Source organism: Allobosea sp. NPDC055332, from assembly GCF_053645455.1.
Genome location: NZ_JBSHMO010000007.1, coordinates 128,185 through 147,273, shown reverse-complemented (window position 1 = coordinate 147,273; position 19,089 = coordinate 128,185). Strand labels below are relative to the sequence as shown.

Annotated in this window: 18 protein-coding genes; 11 read left to right on the top strand and 7 right to left on the bottom strand. The window is 65.5% G+C overall.

The window, feature by feature from the left end; all coding sequences use genetic code 11:
* Window positions 1-154: 154 nt before the first annotated feature.
* Entirely contained in the window at window positions 155-1,369 is a 1,215-nt protein-coding gene (locus ACWIGM_RS30875; protein ID WP_454029811.1) for an ROK family transcriptional regulator, read from the bottom strand.
* Between the two features lie 131 nt (window positions 1,370-1,500).
* On the opposite strand from ACWIGM_RS30875, the gene ACWIGM_RS30870 reads away from it, so the two are divergent.
* The 5 genes from ACWIGM_RS30870 to ACWIGM_RS30850 all read left to right on the top strand — a co-directional run bounded on the left by ACWIGM_RS30870 (window position 1,501) and on the right by ACWIGM_RS30850 (window position 6,508).
* Complete coding sequence (locus ACWIGM_RS30870) at window positions 1,501-2,763, top strand: extracellular solute-binding protein (protein WP_454029810.1); 1,263 nt, start codon at window positions 1,501-1,503, stop codon at window positions 2,761-2,763.
* A 61-nt stretch (window positions 2,764-2,824) separates the two neighbouring features.
* Window positions 2,825-3,718, top strand: coding sequence for a carbohydrate ABC transporter permease (locus tag ACWIGM_RS30865; protein ID WP_454029809.1), 894 nt, complete (start codon window positions 2,825-2,827; stop codon window positions 3,716-3,718).
* A complete protein-coding gene (locus tag ACWIGM_RS30860; protein ID WP_454029808.1) occupies window positions 3,718-4,539 on the top strand; it encodes a carbohydrate ABC transporter permease in 822 nt (273 codons plus the stop codon). The genes ACWIGM_RS30865 and ACWIGM_RS30860 overlap by 1 nt, the downstream gene beginning before the upstream one ends.
* A complete protein-coding gene (locus tag ACWIGM_RS30855; RefSeq protein ID WP_454029807.1) occupies window positions 4,536-5,573 on the top strand; it encodes an SIS domain-containing protein in 1,038 nt (345 codons plus the stop codon). Before ACWIGM_RS30860 ends, ACWIGM_RS30855 begins: the two co-directional genes overlap by 4 nt.
* Complete coding sequence (locus ACWIGM_RS30850; protein ID WP_454029806.1) at window positions 5,570-6,508, top strand: ROK family protein; 939 nt, start codon at window positions 5,570-5,572, stop codon at window positions 6,506-6,508. The genes ACWIGM_RS30855 and ACWIGM_RS30850 overlap by 4 nt, the downstream gene beginning before the upstream one ends.
* A gap of 192 nt (window positions 6,509-6,700) precedes the next feature.
* Here ACWIGM_RS30850 and ACWIGM_RS30845 read toward each other — a convergent pair whose 3' ends face one another.
* From ACWIGM_RS30845 to ACWIGM_RS30825, 5 genes are read right to left on the bottom strand one after another with little or no spacing between them, the layout of a single operon-like run.
* Entirely contained in the window at window positions 6,701-8,791 is a 2,091-nt protein-coding gene (locus ACWIGM_RS30845) for a xanthine dehydrogenase family protein molybdopterin-binding subunit (protein WP_454029805.1), read from the bottom strand.
* Between the two features lies 1 nt (window position 8,792).
* Entirely contained in the window at window positions 8,793-9,263 is a 471-nt protein-coding gene (locus ACWIGM_RS30840; RefSeq protein WP_454029804.1) for a (2Fe-2S)-binding protein, read from the bottom strand.
* Between the two features lie 40 nt (window positions 9,264-9,303).
* Entirely contained in the window at window positions 9,304-10,185 is an 882-nt protein-coding gene (locus ACWIGM_RS30835; RefSeq protein WP_454029803.1) for a beta-keto acid cleavage family enzyme, read from the bottom strand.
* Between the two features lie 43 nt (window positions 10,186-10,228).
* Window positions 10,229-10,993 carry an SDR family NAD(P)-dependent oxidoreductase gene (locus ACWIGM_RS30830; RefSeq protein ID WP_454029802.1) on the bottom strand — a complete coding sequence of 255 codons (765 nt, stop codon included), beginning with the start codon at window positions 10,991-10,993 and terminating at the stop codon, window positions 10,229-10,231.
* A gap of 7 nt (window positions 10,994-11,000) precedes the next feature.
* Window positions 11,001-11,894: a dioxygenase family protein gene (locus tag ACWIGM_RS30825; protein WP_454029801.1), complete on the bottom strand. Its 894-nt coding sequence runs from the start codon at window positions 11,892-11,894 to the stop codon at window positions 11,001-11,003.
* A 309-nt stretch (window positions 11,895-12,203) separates the two neighbouring features.
* Between ACWIGM_RS30825 and ACWIGM_RS30820 the strand changes: the two genes are divergently transcribed.
* From ACWIGM_RS30820 to ACWIGM_RS30810, 3 genes are read left to right on the top strand one after another with little or no spacing between them, the layout of a single operon-like run.
* Window positions 12,204-13,232 carry a quinone oxidoreductase family protein gene (locus tag ACWIGM_RS30820; protein ID WP_454029800.1) on the top strand — a complete coding sequence of 343 codons (1,029 nt, stop codon included), beginning with the start codon at window positions 12,204-12,206 and terminating at the stop codon, window positions 13,230-13,232.
* Window positions 13,233-13,234: 2 nt separating this feature from the next.
* A complete protein-coding gene (locus ACWIGM_RS30815) occupies window positions 13,235-13,591 on the top strand; it encodes a cupin domain-containing protein (RefSeq protein WP_454029799.1) in 357 nt (118 codons plus the stop codon).
* Entirely contained in the window at window positions 13,592-14,512 is a 921-nt protein-coding gene (locus ACWIGM_RS30810; RefSeq protein ID WP_454029798.1) for an ABC transporter substrate-binding protein, read from the top strand.
* Here ACWIGM_RS30810 and ACWIGM_RS30805 read toward each other — a convergent pair.
* Entirely contained in the window at window positions 14,495-15,715 is a 1,221-nt protein-coding gene (locus ACWIGM_RS30805) for a LacI family DNA-binding transcriptional regulator (RefSeq protein ID WP_454029797.1), read from the bottom strand. The two genes, ACWIGM_RS30810 and ACWIGM_RS30805, sit on opposite strands and share 18 nt — an antisense overlap.
* On the opposite strand from ACWIGM_RS30805, the gene ACWIGM_RS30800 reads away from it, so the two are divergent.
* The 3 genes from ACWIGM_RS30800 (at window position 15,714) to ACWIGM_RS30790 (ending at window position 19,023) form a co-directional block, all read left to right on the top strand.
* Window positions 15,714-16,100 (top strand): RidA family protein, encoded by a 387-nt coding sequence (locus ACWIGM_RS30800; protein WP_454029796.1) that lies wholly within the window; start codon window positions 15,714-15,716, stop codon window positions 16,098-16,100. The genes ACWIGM_RS30805 and ACWIGM_RS30800 overlap by 2 nt on opposite strands.
* Window positions 16,101-16,127: 27 nt before the next feature.
* On the top strand, window positions 16,128-17,474 hold the full coding sequence (locus ACWIGM_RS30795) for an MFS transporter (RefSeq protein ID WP_454029795.1): 1,347 nt from the start codon (window positions 16,128-16,130) through the stop codon (window positions 17,472-17,474).
* A 112-nt stretch (window positions 17,475-17,586) separates the two neighbouring features.
* Window positions 17,587-19,023, top strand: coding sequence for an amidase (locus ACWIGM_RS30790; protein WP_454029794.1), 1,437 nt, complete (start codon window positions 17,587-17,589; stop codon window positions 19,021-19,023).
* Window positions 19,024-19,089 lie beyond the last annotated feature (66 nt).

Here is a 19,089-nt window from a genome sequence, read left to right as displayed (position 1 = left end):
GGCGGATGATGGATCCGCACCAGTAGCTGACATGAGCTCGGTGCCAGAGAGCAGACATTCGGCAAAAAGAGGCCAGGGCCAGTGTCGCCTTACTCGCGTCGGGATGGCGACAGCCCGCGCGAACCAAGCCAAGGCTATTGCTGTCAGCCGTCTGTCAAATCCGCTCCACGACATCCTGCTTGAACAGAAGCGACAGCTCCGGTGTCATGCCGTCGAAGACGGGCAGCGTCGCGGCGCCCAGCGCCGGCGTATCAGGCCCCATCTCGGCAGCGATCAGGCGCGGCGTATCGGCCGCCTTGTTGAGGCTGACGCTGCGCGGAAGCGGCTCGATCCGGGCGACGAGTGCGTTCAGCACCGGTCGGGGAAGCACTCCGCCGAGGATCACCGTCTGCGGGTCGAGCATGTTCTCGATCATCACCACGGCCTGGCGCAGACTGGCCGCGGCTTCGTCGAGCCAGGTGACCAGGCGCGCGTCGCCGTCTTCGAGCGCCGTAGCGATACGGTCGAGGTCGCCGTGCCGGACGGTCGCCGCTTGAGCGTCCCCGAGCGCCTTCAGCGCAAGCGAGACCGAGGCGTAGCGTTCGAGGCAGCCGCGATTGCCGCATGGGCAGGGCCGCCCGCCGGTGTCGATGACGAGATGGCCGATCTCACCCGATTTGCCGTAGCCACCGCGATAGGGCTGGCCGCGCAGGAACAGCCCGCCGCCGATACCGGCGCCGATATAGATATAGGCGAAGTCAGTCAGCGTACGGCCAGCACCGTAGAGCCGCTCGCCGATCGCGGCCGCCGTGGCATCGTTCTCAAGCAGCACCGGCAGGCCAAGCTTGTCCTGCAGCGACTGGCGTAGCGGGAAATCCTTCCATCCGGGCAGCGCGACCTCGCCGAGCACAACGAGCCGGTCGTCCTGGAACAGGGCGGGAATGACGAGGCCGATACCCCAGACGCGCTGGCGCGCCACCTGCTGGCGCTCCAGCATCGTCGAAATCGTCGCCGCAATCTGGTCGAGAACAGCCTCGGGCGCATCGGAGGCGAGATCGAGCTCAGCGCGATCGCGCACCGTGCCGGCGACATCGGTCAGGATGACCAGCAGGACACCATGGCCGAATGAGACGCCGAAGGTGAAGCCGCCATCCGGGTTGATGTCGAGGTCTACCGCCGGTTGGCCGCGGGCGCCGCTGCGCCGGCTGACGCTGCGGACCAGCCCGGCCTCGGTGAGCTCGCCGATGATGTTGGAGATAGTCTGCGGCGCCAGGCCAGTGGCGCGGGTGATCTCGGCGCGCGAGAGAGGCGCCTGCAGCCGCACGGTCTCCAGCACGACCCGCCGGTTGAACCGGCGGGCATGATCCATGTTGGCCCCGAACAGCTTCATCTCTGCCTCTGAGTCATAGCCTCTGCCTACACCCGGGCGCTTGCCAGTCGAAGTGCTCTCTGATTAAATCACTTCATTGGAATAAATCGGGTGGCGGCGAAAGACCGCCCGAGAACAGCGGGGAACAGACCATGACGCAGCAGGGCGAATCCAAGACAGGCTTGTCCCGCCGGACGGTTCTGGGCGCGGCCGGCACGATGGCGGCAACGGCCTATGGCTTCGGCGCACGGGCGCAGGAGATGAACGTCCGCTTCGTCGGCGAGCGCTATCCGGCGCTGGAATTCTACGTGAAGAAGCTCCAGAGCGCGCTGCCGAACGTGAAGGTCACCGCCGACCTGATGCCGAATGCGCCATTGAAGGAGTTGCAGACGATCACGCTGTCGTCCGGTGCCGACTCGATCGACATCATGCTCGGCAACGATCTGACGATCGCCAACTTCGCCCAGAATGGCTGGCTAGAGCCGCTCGACGAGTACATCGCCAAGCACAGGGACGAGTACAAGCTCGACGACTTCGCCAAGACGGCCATGAGCTCGGCCTCGTTCGGCGGCAAGGTCTATGGGCTGCCGGTGCTGACCAATACCCAGCTCATGGCCTATCGACAGGATCTGTTCGAGGCCAGGGGCCTGAAGCCGCCGACCTCGTTCGAGGAGTACATCGCTGCCGCCGGTGCGCTGAATTCGCCCTCCGTCGCGGGCACGGTGATGACGCTCAAGGGCGACGGCGTCCTCAACGAGGGGCACTGGTATTTGAATGCGCTCGGCGACGGCTGGTTCGACGCCAACAAGAAGCCGGTGTTCAACAGCCCGAAGGGCATCGCGGCGATCGAGACGATGAAGTCGCTGACGCGCTTCGCTCCGCGCGGCTACACCGCCAACGGCAATGACGAATCGACCATCCTGTTCCAGCAGGGCGCCGCCGCCATGGGCATGCAGTGGCTGACGCGCACTGCCGCCATGGACCGCCAGGACCAGTCCAAGGTGATCGGCAAGATCAATTGGGCGCCGCCGCCGCGCGGCGGCCAGGTCGTCGTCGCCGACACCTTCGCCATCTCCAAGTTCTCCTCGCGCAACAAGGACACGCTGTTCCGCCTGCTTGCCGCCACTTTGTCGCCGGCGAACCAGCGCGAGGGCGCGAGCCTCGCCTGTCCGACGCGCGTCTCGGTGCTGGAGGATCCGGAGCTGCGCCAGCGCTTCCGCTATTACAGCGTGCTGGTCCCGGCACTGGATAAGGGCGCGATCTTCCCGAAATTCGCCGAGTTCAAGGAAGTCAGCGAGACGGTGACGCGTCGTGTCCTGCAGGCCGTCACCGGCGAGATGCCGGTCAAGGAGGCGCTCGACACCGGTGCCAAGGAGGCCGAGGAATTCCTGACGCGCCGCGGCGTCTACAAGTGAGCATTATAGCTCCCGGAACGGTCCGGGCCTGAACCGGGCCGCTCCAACAAGGCATGGATTGATGGCGTCGTCGTCGGCGCGGGCCTACCCCCGCGAAATATCGCTCTGGCTGTTCGTCGTGCCGAGCGCACTCATCGTGCTCGGCGTGCAGCTCTACCCGGTGCTCTACGCCGTTTACCTCAGCTTCTTCGACTACCATATCGGCCAGGCGCAACCGCGCTTCGTCGGCGCCGAGAACTATCTCGCCTTGCTCGGCCAGGACCGTGTCTGGGCCTCGCTCAGGACGACGGTGATCCTGGTCGCCTCGTCGCTCGCGATCGAGTTCGCGCTCGGCCTGCTGCTCGCGCTCGGGCTCTACAAGCTGACGCGCGGGGCGCGCATCTTCTCGACCCTGATCTTCGTGCCCTATCTGATCACGCCGGTGGTCGCGGCGCTGTTCCTGCGCTGGATCTTCGCTGCGCGCTGGGGCTTGGCCGACGCGGTCATCGCTTCCTTCGACATCTTCCCGCCGGACTGGCTGGGCTCGCCGATCTGGGCCTTCGTCACCATCATCGTCGCCGATGTCTGGCAGTTCACGCCCTTCGTCATGCTGATCCTCTATGCCGGTCTGCAGGGCATGGACGAGGCTCTGCTCGAAGCCGGCAAGATCGACGGCGCCTCCGGCCCGCGCCTGGTCTGGCACATCATCCTGCCCTCGCTACGCCCGCAGATCCTGTTCGTGCTGGCGATCCGGCTTATGGATTCCTTCCGCACCTTCGACAGCATCTATGTGCTGACCGGCGGCGGCCCCGGCACCGCGACCGAGACGCTGACCATGTACACCTACGCCATGGCCTTCAAGCAGCTCGACCTCGGCCGCGCCTCGACGCTGGGCGTCCTGACCATGCTGATCGTCACCGGGCTGACGCTGATGATCATTTCGCTGATGTATCGGCGCGAGCGGGGGGCGTTCTGATGCGCCGTTTGCTCGACCAGCCGCTGGTCGTCTTCCTCCTGTCGCTGTTTTCGCTGTTCAGCCTGACGCCGATCATCTGGGCGGTGCTGATCTCGATCAAGCAGCCGGCCGATGCCTTCGCCATCCCGCCGAAGCTGTTCTTCGAGCCGACCTTTCGCTTTCACTACGAGATCTGGGTCGAGCGCCGCTTCGTCGAGTTCTTCCTGAACAGTTCGATCATCGCGCTCGGCACCGTCTTCATCTCGGTGCCGCTCGGCACGCTCGCAGCCTACGGCCTGTCGCGGTTGGAGAGCCGGATGGCTCGCTCCTATCTGATGGGGCTGCTGGTGATGCGGATGTTCCCGCATATCCTGCTCTTGATCCCGTTCTTCATCGTGGCGCGCTCGCTCTCGATGATCGATACTTATCCGGCGATGATCGCGGCGATGGTGGCGATCAACCAGCCTTTCACCGTCTGGCTGATGCGCTCATTCTTCCTGGAGATTCCGCGCGAACTCGACGAAGCCGCGACGATCGACGGCTGCAATGCCTGGACGACCTTCACCAAGGTGATCCTGCCGCTGGCCAAGCCGGGCATCGTCGTCACCTCCCTGTTCAGCCTGCTGCTCGCCTATAACGAATTCCTGTTCGCGTTGATCCTGACCGGCAGCAACACCAAGACGCTGCCGGTCGCGATCGCCGAATATGGCGGCGAGGACCTGAATTATTGGTCGCTCTCGGCTGCCGGTGCGATCGGGATCATGCTGCCGATCCTGCTGTTCATGCTGTTCTTCCAGCGCCATCTCGTGCGCGGCCTGACGATCGGCGCGGTGAAGGGATGACCATGGTCGACGAGAGCATCATCGACGGCTTCATCCGGGCACAGGCGCAAATCGTACCGGCGACGATCGCCGCCGTGCGCCAGCGCTTCCGCGAGCTCGCTTTGCCGCGAGCCAAGCACATCGTCCTCGTCGGCTCGGGCACGTCGCTCAACGCCCTGATGGTGGCGAAGCCCGAGCTGGAGGCCGGCGGCGCCTTCGTCGAGGTGCTGAACCCGGGCGCTTTCCTGCAGCGCGAGCCCAAGCTCGATAAAGAGGCGCTGGTCGTCGCGCTGTCGCAAACCGGGACCAGCGAGACCACGGTCGCGGCGGTCAGGTGCGCGCAGGACAGCCGGCTCACCACCCTCACCATCACCGCCGAGGCCGAAAGCCCTATCGGCCAGGTGGCGACGACCAGGATCGTCATGCCGATCGGGTCCGAGCCGGTCGGTCCGAAGACCAAGGGCTATGGCGGCTCGCTCGCTGCGCTCGCCGAGCTTGCTGCGGCGCTCGCCGGACAGGCTGGCCAGGATGTCGCCGAAGCGACGATCGCTTCTCTGATCGACACGGCAACACCGCCTGCCTTTGCGCTGGCGGCGGAGTTGGACACGGTCGACGGGCTGCTCTTCACTGGCGAGGGCCGTCACGTCGGCACGGCGCTCGAAGCCTCGCTCAAGCTCGCGGAGATGACTGGCGTGCCGGCCGCGGCTTTTCCAACCGAGGAAGCGATGCATGGCCGCCTGCACGGGCTGACGGCGAGAAGCCTGTGCGTGATGATCGCGGCGGACGCAGCCGAGTGCAGACTCGCAGCCCATGCCGCCGGCGTGATGGTTGCCCTCGGCGTCCGCATCCTGGTCCTCAACCTGACCAATGAGCCGACGCCGTTCGACTGGCTACGGCTGGCCTCGCTCCCGCCGCCCTATGATGCGCTCGCCGCGATCATCCCGGTGCAGCGGCTGGCGCAGGCGATGGCGGCGCGGCGCGGGATTCCGCCGCATCTGATGCGTTTTCCGGGGTTGTCCAAGAAGCTCGGCATCAAGATCGACCGCCTGCCATGAAGACCGCCTTCGCCTTCGACATCGGCGGTACTGCCGTCAAATACGGGCTGGTGACCCAGAACGGCACCCTGCTGAAGCAGGGAGAGGTGCCGTTCGAGCGCGATCTATCCTTCGCGGCGCTCTGCGAGCGCCTGGCTCGCCTCTATGAAGATGTGATGGCAGGTACTCGAGCCGACGCCCTGGCAGTCGCAATGCCGGGCTTCGCTGCGCCTGACAGCGGCGTCGTCATCGACGGCGGCGGCAATGTTCCGGCGCTGCGTGACGGCTCGATCACGCAGGCTCTCGAACAGCGCCTCGGCCTGCCGGTCTGGTTCGGTAATGATGGAGTCGCCGCCGCGCTGGGCGAGGTCAGATATGGCGCCGGCCGAAGGTTGAATCGTTTCGTCCTGATCACGATCGGGACGGGGGTCGGAGGCGCTGTCATTATCGATGGCCAACCGATCATCGGCCGAAACGGCCATCCGCCCGAACTGGGTGCGATCGTCGTCGGCAGCGACGATGCGGGGGAACAGCTCTCACTCGAAGCATGCTCCTCGGCGCCAGCCATGCTGCAGGCCTACGCACGTCAGGCTGGCGCTGCAGCTGTCTCGGTGCGACAGCTGTTCGAGCAAGCTGAGGCTGGGGACGCGGCAGCGGAAGCGGCCATCGATGCGACCTGCCGCGGCATCGCCCAGGCGGCGGGTGCCCTCATCAATGCACTGATGCTCGAAGCGATCGTGCTCGGCGGCGGCGTGTCGGGTGCGGGCGAAGCTTTGACGCGCCGGCTTCGCCTGCTGCTGCCGGCCTATGTCTGGCCGTCTCTGGCGGCAAAAGTCGATATTCGCATCGCCGAGCTCGGCAACACGGCGGGGCTGTTGGGCGCCGCCTCGCTCGCTTTCGAGGGGCTGTCCCCATCGAAGCATGCTCGAGGGGGCCGGCAGGCGGCCAAATTCTGAACCATGACCTGGGCGGTCGGTGCTTGCGGATGCTAACGCGCACCATGAGGGGACCCTGGTTGGCTGTCCGGAAGCAGGCATCCGCGGCGGATGATGGAAGCGGTCCGGCTGTCGCGCCGGATCGGACGGACGGCGCCCTTTAGCGAAGGCTTGCGGCAGGGTGATCCCTCCGACTGTCGACTATGACGCCGGCTAGCCCATCAGCGTAGCGATGACGCGATCACGCGTCATCGGCAGGTCAAAAATGCGGGCTCCCAGCGCCGCGGCAACCGCATTTCCGATCGCGCCGGCCGTCGGTCCCAGCGCGATCTCGCCCACTCCGGTCGGTTCATTTCGCGGATCCGAGATGATCTCGACCTCGATATCCGGAATGTCGGCGAAGCCGAGGATCGGATAGTCACGCCAGCTTTCGGCCGTGGGCGTGCCGCCTTCGGTCGGAACCGCTTCCTTGAGAGCCCAGCTCGCGGCCTGAATGATGCCGCCTTCGATCTGAGCGACGATGCCGGCAGGATTGATCGCGAGGCCCGCGTCGACGACGCTCCATAGGCCACGCAGCACGATATGCTCCTCGACCTCGATGAGCGCTACGACCGCGCAGTAGCTGCCGGTGTTCTTGAAGCGTGCGAAGCCGATGCCGCGCCCATAGCCATCCGGCACCGGTTCGTTCCAGGCGGAGATGGTCGCCGCACGCTCGATCACGGCCCGGCCGCGCGGATCCGACAGATGGGCCAGGCGGAATGCGATCGGGTCGATGCCCGAAACCGCAGCCAATCGATCCATCATGCTTTCGACGGCGAAGACGTTGGCGAACGCTCCGAGCGAGCGCAGCGCCGACAGCCGAAAGGGCAATCCCGGCACGAACTGGTGGGCGACGCGCTGGGAGAAATCGTAGAGCGCCACCGCGTTCTTCGTCCCGCCATTGTGAACGGGCAGATCGCGCTGCTCCGTCGGCTGCCAGTCCGGCGAGATCGCTGCCGGTCCGAGCAGGTTGATGCCGCCATTCCACCCGGGTCGCTGGATATGCGTCCCGGAACGCGTCTCGAATTCCCAGCGGACGATGCGACCATCACTGACAGAGGCTGCGACACGCACACTCATCGGCGAGCCGAACGGCTCGCATCTGAGCTCGTCCTGCCGCGACCATTGCACGCGCACCGGACGCCCAGGGACAGAGCGCGCCAGGAGCAGCGCATCCATCGCAGCGTCATCCGCCCCATTATGCCCATAACAGCCGGCTCCGGGTACGTGACGGACCCTGACCTGCTCGACATCGCGGCCGAGCACACGTGCTGCCTGGTCGCGCAATGCAAACACCGTCTGGGAATGGCTCCACAGCTCGGCGCGATCGTCATGAACGATGGCGAGGCCGCAGGACGGCCCGATCGAGCCATGGCCGATCAGCGGTTTGGTGAAGGTCGCCTCGATCAGCTCCGGAGTTTCTCCGGTTTCGGAGGGGAGATCGTTGCGTACCAGCGTTTCGACGCAAGCGAGGCCGCGCAGGATGTCGAGCTGGGCCTCCGGAGGCACGGATTCGGGCAACGTCCACGTAGCCGCACCGGCTGCCTTCTCCATCGCCTTGTCGAGATGATGCTCGCTCGACGCCAGCACGCCGACGAAATCCCTTTCCACCACGACCGCGACGACGCCTGGGCGGCGCCTGATCAGCTCAGCATCGAAATGCTCCAGGCGTGCGCTCGGGTGCGGCTTCCGCAAGACGCGGCCGTGCAGCATGCCGGGCAGCTGGATGTCGTGGATGAACGCGGCCCCGGCGAGTTTCTCCCGCGATCCCAGGGCGGGCACGCTCGTGCCGACGACCGTGTAGCGGTCACGCGGCTTGACCGGAGCGCTGCCGTCGATCCGCGCGTTGAGATCGACATCGGCCAAGACGCTCCAGATTGTGTCCGGCAGCGGCGCTCCGCCGAGGAGAAAGGCGCCATCCTGCAGGACGACGTCCGGAGACTGTGCCCGCATCGACGCCGCCTCGACCAGCCGCTTCCTCAACTCGGCAGCCGCAGCACGCACCAAGGGCCCGGACGTCTCGATCGACATGCTGCCGACGGTGCCCGCCTCGAAAGGCGAGAGGTCGGTGTCGCCCGACAGGGCACCCATCTTCGCCAGGTCGAGATCGAGTTCCTCGGCCGCGATCTGGAGCAGGGCGGTGAGGATGCGCTGGCCGAGCTCGACCTTGCCCGTCCTGAGTCTGATCTGGCCCGGCGTCGACAGGTCGAACCAGTCTCCGAGGCGGGTGCTCGGGCTTGGCAGCGGTGAGGCGGCACGCGTCATCTCACCGCCCCTGCTCGGTGAGCAGCGTAGCGGCTCTCTCGACCCCGCGCAGAATGCTCATATGAGCCCCGCAGCGGCAGAGGTTGCGGGAGAGCGCGGAGCGGATATCCGTGCGAGAGGGGTTGGCGGAGCGGGTCAAGAGGGCATAGGCGCTGACGAATATGCCGCTCAGGCAGTAGCCGCATTGGCCGGCGCCGACTTCGATGAAGGCTTGTCTCAAGGCATCCGCGACCGGTCCGCGCAATCCCTCGACGGTCTCGACGTCCTTTCCGACAGTGTCCTCGACGAATTGCCCGCAGGCATAGTGCAGGTGGCCGTCGATCAGGACCGTGCAGGCCCCGCAATCCTCGGCGCCGCAGCCGAAGCGGGTGCCATGCAGGCAAAGCTCATTGCGCAGGGCCAACAGGAGGGTGGAACCGCCCTCGGCATCGACCGTCACCGGCATGCCATTGACTGTGAAGCTGGCAGCCATCCAGGCCCCTCCCTACCCGCAGCCGGTCTTCAGGTGGCCGTCACGCACTTGGCAGCCTGAGGGCGGCACGCGCCTCCTGCGCTGTCATGACCTGGGTGCCGATCGCCTCGACGATGCCGCGCGCCTTCTCGACCAGCGCGGCATTGGACGGTGCAAGTGTGCCGCGCGAGAGATAGACCGCGTCCTCCATGCCGACGCGCACATGCCCGCCGGCGACGAGGGATTGAGCCGCCATCGGAAAGCTCCAGCGGCCGATGCCGAAAGCCGTCCAGGTCGCTCCTGCGGGCAACAGGTTACGCGCGTAGATCGCGGTCTCCGGCGAAGGCTGGAAGCCGTAGGGAACGCCCATCACGATGGAGCAGAGCGGCGCCGGATCGATGGTGCCGTCCTTCACTAGATCCTGCAGCAACGCGATGTCGCCGGAATCGAACAGCTCGATTTCGGGCCGGACCCCGCTGTCCCGGATGATGCGCGCCATCTTGCGGACATTGCCCGGCGTGTTGATGACCACCTGCGCTCCGGAATTCATCGTGTTGAGGTCAAGCGTACAGATCTCGGGCTTGAGCATGGCGATGTGCTCGACGCGCAGCTCGGGCCGTATCAGGGTCGTGCCAGGTCCGAAGACCTTGGGATCGGCCTCGGAGGGAACGAAGCGCCCGCCCGGCCCGGTGGTGATGTTCAGGATCAGGGCGGGGTTCTTGTCGCGGATCCGGTCGACGACCTCCCGGTAGATGTCGAGCGAAGTCGACGGCTTGCCAGTCTCCGGGTCACGGACATGGATATGGGCGATAGCCGCTCCGGCATCGGCAGCCTCCAGTGCAGAGGTCGCGATCTGGCGCGGTGTGATCGGCAGATGCGGTGTCTGCTCCGGAGTGGTGAGATTGCCGGTGACGGCGCAGGTGATGAAGATCTTGTTCTGCATGCCGGGCTCTTCGCGCTGCTGTTCTGACCGGGCGATCAAGGCGTCAGAGCGCCCGCCCACCATCGACCTGGATGATGTGCCCGGTCGAGAAGCCGAGATGGGTCGCGCAGGCCGTGATCGCCGCCGCGATGTCCTCGACGCCGCCGATGCGTCGCAGCGGTGTCGATCCTGCGACCTTGTCGTTGAAGTCGGCACCGCGCCCCGGCACGAACTGCGTGTCGACCACGCCGGGCGAGACGGCGAGGACTCGAACCTCGGGCGCCATGACGCGGGCCAGCGCCTTGGTCATCACGTCGATACCGGCCTTGGCGGCACAATAGGCGATGCTCGAGCCGACGGCGGTGAAGGAGGCGATCGAGGAGATCGAGACGACGAGGCCGTCGCCTGATGCCTTGAGAAGCGGGGCGAAGGTGCGGATCGCCGCGAATTGCCCGCGCCAGTTGACCTGGAACATCTTGTCGATCAGGGCGTCGTCGAGCGCGTCGAGATCGCCATGCGCCACCGGCTTGGTGAAGCCGGCGGCATTGATCAGGATATCCAGGCGCCCATAACGATCACGAACCGCGTCGCGCACGGCGATCAGCGACGGCGTGTCGATGACATCGGCCGCGAAACAGCCATGGTCCCGGTCCTGCGGCAGCTTTGCGACGACATCGGCCGCGGTTCGGGCGAAGTCGGGCCCGGGCATATGGGTGATGACGATTGTCGCGCCCGCCGAGGCCAGCATGGCCGCTGTCGCCGCGCCGATTGCGCCGGCTCCGCCAATGATCAGCGCTACTTTTCCAGTGAGGTTCTTCGGATAGGTCATGTCGGGCTCACTTGATTGGGGGGACTGGCAGCTTGGCCTCGCCGCGTTCCATGACGAAGGTGTAGTCGAGCGTGTACCAGGGGGCCGTCACGCCGGAGGCGGGCGGAATGCCGGCGTCGTGCCGCTGGTAGTTCCCGATGAGATGGCGGGTGACGCCGAAGACGACATCGGTCTCGAGCCGCTCGTCCTCGGCGACGAACAGCTGCGTGATGAGGGTTTTGAAGCCCTCCCTGAAGCCGAGAAAGTGCAGATGCGCCGGCCGGTAGGGGTGGCGTCGCTGCGCGGCCAGAAGCATGCCGACCGGACCATCGGTCGGCACTGGATAGCCGGCCGGCCGGACCGACCGGAACGAGAAATGCCCGTCCGCACCCGTATGGAATTTGCCGCGCAGGTTCATGTCGGCCTGCTCGGCGTCCTGGTTTTCGTAAAGACCGACGGGAGAAGCCTGCCAGACGTCGACCTCGACGCCGGGGATCGGGGCGCCGTGCACGTCGACGATCCGGCAGTCGACGAAGAGTTCCGGGCCGGGCGTCGGCGAGCGCAGGATTGAGCCGCCGTTTGGGGTCGGCGGTGAATTCATCCGCCAGAACGGGCCGAGCAACGCCGCCGCAGTCTCGGTCGCTCCCTCGTTGCCGTTGTTCAACAGGCAGACCAGCGTCGAGAAACCGAGGGCGTCGGAAAACAGCACGCCTTCATTATGCGTGTCGTTCGTCGCCTGGCCGATCGCATTCAGGAATGCGATGCCCTGCTCGAACTCCTCTTCCGTCAGCTTCACTTCGCGCGCAAAGGCGTGGGCGTGGCGCACCAGGGACGCCATGATCTCGCGCAGCCTGGGATTTTCCGCTCCTGCCATCGCGTCGACGACGGCGGCAGTCACCATTTGCTCGTTTTCGATGATCATCTCGCGCCTCCTGTGGCAGGAGTATTACAATCGATTGCAGAAGGCAATGCGATTGTTAGGTGCTCGCTGCTGCCAACTGGTGGAGTTCCGCGGGCCGAACTTTGCGAGAAGGCTGTCATCCTATGATTCACGCACCTAATGACGCCGATGGTTTGCATTCTCGTCTGCCATGGGTCCCGTGCCAGCAGGCGTGTTCGGTTCCGGTGTCGAAATTGCCCGGAGTCAGGGCGCAACATCAATACGCGCTATTGACCATAATTTGCAATCGATTGTAGAACGGTATCCGAGAAAGACGAGGAGAATTCGATCATGAGCGCGCTCCAGGCCGCAGCGCAGTCCAGCCTGTCACGAGAAAGCCGGCGGTTACGGGTGACGTCCAAAGCCGAGAGCATCGCAACGCTCGAGCTTCTGCAGTCCACCGATCCTGTCGCGTGGAAAGCGGGGCAGGCTGTCATCGAAATCGCGGCCGCGGCCATCAATCCGAGCGACGTCAAGGCGACGTTGGGCATGATGCCTCATGCCAGGTGGCCGCGCACGCCCGGCCGGGATTTTGCGGGGACTGTTGTGGAGGGGCCAGCTGGCCTCATCGGCTTGGAAGTCTGGGGGTCGAGCGGTGATCTTGGCATCTCCCGGGACGGCAGCCACGGCACGCATCTCGTGGTCGAGGCTGACGAGATCCTCGCCAAGCCGAGCAACATGTCGATGGTCGAGGCCGGCGCGGTTGGCGTGCCGTTCGTGACGGCGTGGAAGGGATTCGAGCGTTCCGGTTTTCCCAAGCCGGGGATGAATGTGGTCGTCCTTGGCGCGACAGGAAAGGTCGGTCAGGCCGCTATCCAGATCGCATCGATGTCGGGAGCAAGGACGATCGGCGTCATGCGTGAGGGTGCGACCTTCGACGGCCATCACATCAACAGCATCGAGATCGTCACCGGCAACGGAACCGAGGCGGCGGCCAGGATCCGCGAGCTGACGGGCGGCCACGGTGCTGACATCGTCTTCAACACCGTCGGAAGCCCGTATTTCGACCTGTCGCGCCAGATTCTCGCGCTCCACGCCTGTCAGATCCTGATATCGACGATCGATCGGGCGGTGCCTTTCGACATCCTGCAATTCTATCGGGGCCAGCAGACCTTCGTCGGCATCGACACGCTGGCGCTCGGGACGGCTGACAGCATCGCGGTCCTCAGGCAGATGCTGCCGGGCTTCGAGAGCGGCGCGCTGAAGCCGTTCCCCGTTCTGCCCTCGTCGATCTACACACTGGACCGGGCGAAGGAGGCTTATGAGCGCGTGCTTGGCTCCTCTCGCGACCGGCTGGTTCTCGTTCCGAAAGGACAGTGAACATGAACGTTACCCGCCTGGGCAAGGCCCCGTTCTATCACCCGCCCGCTCACGACGACATGCGCTGCCTGCGGCTGCAGGGCCACGAAGCCGGTCCGTCTTCCATGCTTTGGCTCGGGCTGTCGCACCTGCTGCCTGGCGGCAAGACCTCTCTCGATGCCTCGCCGTTGGAGAAGCTCTATTTCGTCGTCGAGGGCGAGGTCACCGTCTCGACGCCGGACGAGGAGGTGGTTCTGCATCAGTGGGATTCCTGCCGGATCGCGCCGGGCGAGGCGCGGGCTCTGCGCAACGCCTCGAACAGGCCAGCCAGCATCCTGCTGGCGATGCCGCTCCCGCCCGCTGCCCCGGCGAGCGCCTAGATGGCTACGCCGCTTCGCGTCATCGCCTTTCCCGGCGCCTCCAACTGGCCTCTTTTCGCCGGGATCGAACAGGGGTTCTTTGCCCGGCGCGGACTTGCCGTGGAGGTCGGCCTCACGCCGAATTCGCGGCATATGGCGCGCGAACTGCACGAGGGTGGCGTCCAGGTCGCGCTGACCTCGATCGACAACGTCATCGCCTATGTTTCGGGGCACGGCGAGGAGCCGCTTAAGGGGCCTGTCGATTTCTTCGCCTTCATGGGCGTCGATGACGGCCTCCTCAGCGTAATGGCGCAACCCCACGTGAGAACGCTGGCCGAACTGCGCGGCGCGACGCTGGCGGTCGATGCCATGACCACGGGCTTTGCCTTCGTCCTGCGCGAACTGCTGGACCGCGCCGGGGTGCGTGACGCCGACGTCTCCTACACCAGCGTTGGCACCGGGGCGGAACGACTGGCTGCGCTCGCTGCCGGGACCTGCACTGCAACGCTTCTCAATGCGCCGCTCTGCCTTGCTGCCGAAGCGAAAGGCAAGGCCCGGCTGGTCCGGGCCCGCGATGTCCTCGGCAGCTACCAGGGTGTCGTCGGCGGTGCCTGTCGTCGCTGGGCCGAGGCAAATGGCGAGACATTGCAGGCCTTCATCGCGGGCTTTCATGATAGCGTCGGCTGGCTGGCCGATCCCGCCAACAGGCAGCTGGCGTGCGAGATTCTCGCGAGCCGCATGCCGCAGCTCAGTGCGGCGACCGGTCCCGCCTATGACGCGCTCATCACGGCAGGCGGGCTAAGCCGGTCTCTGGAGATCGACATTGCCGGTGTCGCTGAGGTCATCGCCCTGAGAGAGCGCTACAGCCCCCATACCGACAAACCCCTGCGTTCGCCGGAAGCCTATATCGACCCCGCGTTTCGGCTAGCGGCGCTTGCCTGAACTCCGCCTGGAGGCCGCGACGGGCTCTGCCAAGCTCCGTGGACCTGCAGTCGACGCCCGCAGGATCAGCTGAGACGGCAGGACGATGTTGTGGGGAGGTGTATCGTGGCCCTCGATCGCTGCTTGAAGCAGCTGAGCCGCTTGCCTGCCCATCTGCTTATGGCTGATCCGCACGGTGGTCAGGGGCGGGGAGACGAGATCCAGCATCGGCATGTCGTTGTGCCCGATCACGGAGACGTCCTCCGGGCATGCCAGACCGCGCTCGCGCAGGGCATCGTAGGCGCCGAGCGCAAGCAGATCGTTGGCGGAGGCGATCGCCGTGAGATCTGGCCGTGCATCGAGCAATCGGTGCGTGGCGGCGGCACCCTCCTCGCGGCTATAGGCGGATGCCTCTTCGCAGGGCGCGGCCTCGAGGGTGATATCGTGGGACATCACCGCAAGCTGGAAGCCCCGCCGTCTGAGATAGCCGGTCGAGTGTCGGGATGGGCCAGCGAGATGGCCGATCACGCGATGGCCGAGCTCGATCAGGTGGTCGACGGCCAATTGCATGCCCAGCGCGTCGTCGGAAATGATGGCGGGCAGCCGCGCCCGCATCTCGGCACGGTTGACCAGCACTGCCGGCAGCCTCCTGCTGAGGCAATAATCGACCAGAGGGTCGTCTCGGCTGACCGTCGCCAGGATCAGCCCATCGACGCGATGAGCGACGAGGCCCTCCGCGAGTTCGATCTGGCGATGCTCGTCGTTGCCGGCATCGGCGATGATGACCGCAAACCCCTGCGCGGCGAAGACCTCGCTCACGCCGCTGACGATCGGCCCGAAAACCGGGTTGACGATGTCCGGCACAAGTACGCCGATCAGCTTCGAGCGCCCGGTGCGGAGGCTGGCGGCCACGGGATCCCGGCGATAGCCGAGCTCCAATGCAGCCTTTTCGACACGGGCAACCACGTCGGCTACCACCATGGACCGCGTGTCGGCGTTGAGTGCGCGGGATACCGTCGACGCATGCACGCCGGCGCGCTCGGCGACCTGCTTCAGCGTCACATTCGGGCGGCGTGGTTCTTTTCGGGGCGCCATTCGACACCTGGATATCGGGAAACTCGCTTCGAGTAAGCGCATCGCCTGCTTGACCGCAAACATTATTTCTGCAATCGTTTGCAGATCATTACTCGCGCCAACAGGCGCGGCCAGCAGGGTCACAGCCATGAAGAAGACGTTCGTTCGCGGTACCTGGCAGCAGCAGCGCGCCTTTTCTCCCGCAATCGTTACGGAAGGCGGCAGGACCGTCTGGATCGCCGGACACACCGGTCAGAAGAACGATGCTGGGGAATCCCTGGCCGGCAATTTCGAAGCGCAGACCCGCCAGACCTTCAAGAATATCGAGGCGACGCTCAAGGAGGCCGGCGCAACGCTGAGCGACATCGTCACGATGACGGTCTTCCTGACAGACGCCCGCAACACCACGCGGATGACCGAAATCCGCGCCGAGGTTTTCGGCAAGGATTTTCCGGCCAGTGCGGCAGTCACGGTCACCGGCTTCGCCGACCCGAACATGCTGATCGAGATACAGGGCATCGCGCTGATCGACTGAACAGACAAAAAATGCAGGGGAAAAATCATGTCGACGGCAAGTATCGGCGCCCGCCTGGACAGGCTTCCTATCGGAAAATTTCATTGGCGACTGTTCTATATCGTCGCTGTGGGCATGTTTTTCGAAGGCTTTGATATCTACATCGCGGCCAGCGTGTTGGCCGGTACGACCAGTACGGGCTTTTCGACTCTGCCTCAGAACGGCCTATTCATCTCTGCGACGTTCGTGGGCATGACGCTCGGTGCGTTGCTGGCGGGCTTCCTCGGCGACCGATACGGGCGTCGGCGTACTTATCAGTGGAACCTGCTCCTGTTCGGCGCCGCCGCGATTGCTTCCGCTTTCGCGCCAGATATGCAGGTGCTGATCTTCCTGCGCTTCCTGATGGGCGTCGGCCTCGGCGCCGAGACGGTCGTCGGCTATTCGATCATCGCCGAATTCTTCCCAAGCAAGACGCGCGGACGATGGGCCGGAATGATCTGCACGGCCGTGACGCTCGGGCTACCGGCCTCGGCCATTGCAGCCTGGCTGCTGATCCCGATCTTCGGCTGGCGTGTCATGTTCGTGCTCGGCGGCGTCGGCGCCCTGGTCGCCTGGTTGCTGCGGACGCGACTGCCGGAATCACCGCGCTGGCTCGAGATCGTCGGCCGCGGCGCCGAAGCCGAGGCGATGGTCGCCGGCATCGAGCGCGACAGCGAACGTGAACACGGCCCATTGCCGGCCCCGGACCCAACACCGCCGCCTGCGATCTCGCACGATCCCGGCCAGCTCTTCCGCGAACCGCTGCTGTCGCGCGTCATCGTCGGCTCCGTGTCCCTGATGGTGGTCAACACTCTGATCTACGGGTTCATCGTCTGGATGCCGACCTTCTTCGTCAGCCAGGGGCAGACCATCACCAAAAGCACGGGTTTTGCGCTGCTGATGGCTCTGGGCGGGCCGCTGGGCTCGACGATCGGGGCCATGGCCTGCGACGCCTTCGGCCGCAAGACGACCATCGTCGGCTCGGCCATCATCGGCATCCTGTTGAGCCTGGCCTTTGCCCTGTCGAGCAACCTCATCGTCACGGTCTCGCTCGGCTTCCTGCTGACGATCCCGATCTATGTTCTGGTCGCGGCGCTGTTCGCCGTCTACATCCCGGAAATCTTCCCGACCGAGTTCCGCCTGCGCGGCGTCGGACTGTGCAATGCGGTCGGCCGCAGCGCGAGTATCGTCGTGCCGCTCTTCATCGCGCCGGTCTTCGCAGCCTATGGTGTCGTCGGCGTGCTGAGCGTCATGGCGACAGCGCTGCTGCTCATGGCGCTGGTCGTCGCCTTCCTCGGCGTCGAGCCCAAGCGCAGCGTGGCCGAGGACGATCTGCGGGCCGTCGCGCAGGCCTGACGCCTCCCTTTCGAAAGACAGGACGCCTTGCGGTTGCAGGCGGTTGCAGAAGGGGCCGTCGGCGTTCGCTGCCGACGGCCCGAATGAGTCAGGAAATTTGGGGATGAGCAGAATGGCCGATCGAAATGACCTGTGTTCGTGGAGCGCATTGGAGCTGGCGGCGGGAATTCGCAAGAAGCTGATCAGTTCCCGTGAGGCGACCGAAGCGGCACTGGCGCGGATCGATCGGCTGAACCCCGAGATCAACGCGGTCGTGACCGTGACGTCCGAGCTGGCGCGCAAGCAGGCGAAGGCCGCCGACGCGGCGGTGGCTCGCGGCGACGAGCTCCAGCCACTGCACGGGGTGCCCTACACGCTGAAGGACCTGACCGCCACGGCCGGCATCCGTACCTCCATGGGCTCGAAGCTCTTCGACCGCGTTCCGATAAGGGATGACATCGTCGCTGAGCGCCTGCGTGAGCGTGGCGGCGCCGTCCTGCTCGGCAAGACCAATACTCCGGACAACGGCTGCAAGGGCGTCACCGACAACATCATCTTCGGCACGACGCGCAATCCCTGGGATCCGGGCCGCACTCCGGGCGGGTCGAGCGGCGGGGCCGCTGCGGCGGTCGCTGCCGGTATGGGCTCCTTCGCCGAAGGCAGCGACTTTGCTGGTTCCGTCCGCATTCCAGCGGCGTTTTGCGGCCTTGTCGGGCTCAAGCCGTCGGCCGGCCGGATCGCAGCCATGGACCCTCTGCTGTGGCATCCGATCCGGAATAGCCACGGCCCGATCACCCGGACGGTTGCAGATGCGGCGATCGTCCTGCAGCTCATGGCCGGGCCCGATCCGCGCGATCCAAACTCGCTGGCCGATGGGCCGCATGACTTCCTCGCCGCCGCGACCGGCGATTTGTCCATCAAGGGCCTGCGGATCGGCTACAGCCCCAACCTGCACGTGGTTCCCGTCGAAGCCGAGGTCCGAAAGGCTTGTGCCGAAGCCGTGGAGGCCTTCGAGAGCCTCGGAGCCGAGGTCACCGAGATCGATGTCGACTTCAGCGACAGCATCGCGCCCTACGGACTGATCAATGCCTATCTGCGGGCGGCGCTGATCGACCATGTCGATCCGCAGCGCGAGGGCGAGATCGATCCGCTGATGAGACTGCGCGCCGAACTCGCGGCGCGGGCGACGGCGACGCAGGTCGGCCTAGCCGAAATGGCGCAATCCGCGATCTATCAGCGGGTGCGAGAGTTGTTCGAGCAATACGATGTCATCGTCACGCCGACCACGCCGGTCCCGGCCTTTCCGCTCGGCGTGAATTACCCGCCCGAGATCGACGGCGTCGCGATCAGGACGCCGTTCGAACAGCTCGGGCTCACCTCGTTGTTCAACCTGACCGGTCACCCCGCGATCTCCGTGCCTGCCGGCTGGACCGATGCCGGTCTTCCCGTCGGTCTCCAGATCGTCGGGCCCTGGCGCGACGATGAGCGCGTCCTGAAGGTTGCTGCGGCCTATGAGCAGGTGCGCCCCTGGGCCCAGCGTTGGCCTGCCATGGTCGATAACCTCTCCTGATCGCCCTTTCAGCGGGATCGTGCCCGCGCACCGCGACCAACCTCAACCCGTGCACGCATCGTTAGG

What these genes read in the sequence shown, in the direction of transcription:
- ACWIGM_RS30810 (WP_454029798.1), top strand. Translation starts at nt 13,592, where the DNA reads ATGGCTACGCCGCTTCGCGTCATCGCCTTTCCCGGCGCCTCCAACTGG.
- ACWIGM_RS30805 (WP_454029797.1), bottom strand. Translation starts at nt 15,715, where the DNA reads ATGGCTGTGACCCTGCTGGCCGCGCCTGTTGGCGCGAGTAATGATCTG.
- ACWIGM_RS30790 (WP_454029794.1), top strand. Translation starts at nt 17,587, where the DNA reads ATGGCCGATCGAAATGACCTGTGTTCGTGGAGCGCATTGGAGCTGGCG.
- ACWIGM_RS30865 (WP_454029809.1), top strand. Translation starts at nt 2,825, where the DNA reads ATGGCGTCGTCGTCGGCGCGGGCCTACCCCCGCGAAATATCGCTCTGG.
- ACWIGM_RS30840 (WP_454029804.1), bottom strand. Translation starts at nt 9,263, where the DNA reads ATGGCTGCCAGCTTCACAGTCAATGGCATGCCGGTGACGGTCGATGCC.
- ACWIGM_RS30845 (WP_454029805.1), bottom strand. Translation starts at nt 8,791, where the DNA reads ATGACGCGTGCCGCCTCACCGCTGCCAAGCCCGAGCACCCGCCTCGGA.
- ACWIGM_RS30850 (WP_454029806.1), top strand. Translation starts at nt 5,570, where the DNA reads ATGAAGACCGCCTTCGCCTTCGACATCGGCGGTACTGCCGTCAAATAC.
- ACWIGM_RS30870 (WP_454029810.1), top strand. Translation starts at nt 1,501, where the DNA reads ATGACGCAGCAGGGCGAATCCAAGACAGGCTTGTCCCGCCGGACGGTT.
- ACWIGM_RS30795 (WP_454029795.1), top strand. Translation starts at nt 16,128, where the DNA reads ATGTCGACGGCAAGTATCGGCGCCCGCCTGGACAGGCTTCCTATCGGA.
- ACWIGM_RS30800 (WP_454029796.1), top strand. Translation starts at nt 15,714, where the DNA reads ATGAAGAAGACGTTCGTTCGCGGTACCTGGCAGCAGCAGCGCGCCTTT.
- ACWIGM_RS30835 (WP_454029803.1), bottom strand. Translation starts at nt 10,185, where the DNA reads ATGCAGAACAAGATCTTCATCACCTGCGCCGTCACCGGCAATCTCACC.
- ACWIGM_RS30815 (WP_454029799.1), top strand. Translation starts at nt 13,235, where the DNA reads ATGAACGTTACCCGCCTGGGCAAGGCCCCGTTCTATCACCCGCCCGCT.
- ACWIGM_RS30860 (WP_454029808.1), top strand. Translation starts at nt 3,718, where the DNA reads ATGCGCCGTTTGCTCGACCAGCCGCTGGTCGTCTTCCTCCTGTCGCTG.
- ACWIGM_RS30825 (WP_454029801.1), bottom strand. Translation starts at nt 11,894, where the DNA reads ATGATCATCGAAAACGAGCAAATGGTGACTGCCGCCGTCGTCGACGCG.
- ACWIGM_RS30830 (WP_454029802.1), bottom strand. Translation starts at nt 10,993, where the DNA reads ATGACCTATCCGAAGAACCTCACTGGAAAAGTAGCGCTGATCATTGGC.
- ACWIGM_RS30855 (WP_454029807.1), top strand. Translation starts at nt 4,536, where the DNA reads ATGACCATGGTCGACGAGAGCATCATCGACGGCTTCATCCGGGCACAG.
- ACWIGM_RS30875 (WP_454029811.1), bottom strand. Translation starts at nt 1,369, where the DNA reads ATGAAGCTGTTCGGGGCCAACATGGATCATGCCCGCCGGTTCAACCGG.
- ACWIGM_RS30820 (WP_454029800.1), top strand. Translation starts at nt 12,204, where the DNA reads ATGAGCGCGCTCCAGGCCGCAGCGCAGTCCAGCCTGTCACGAGAAAGC.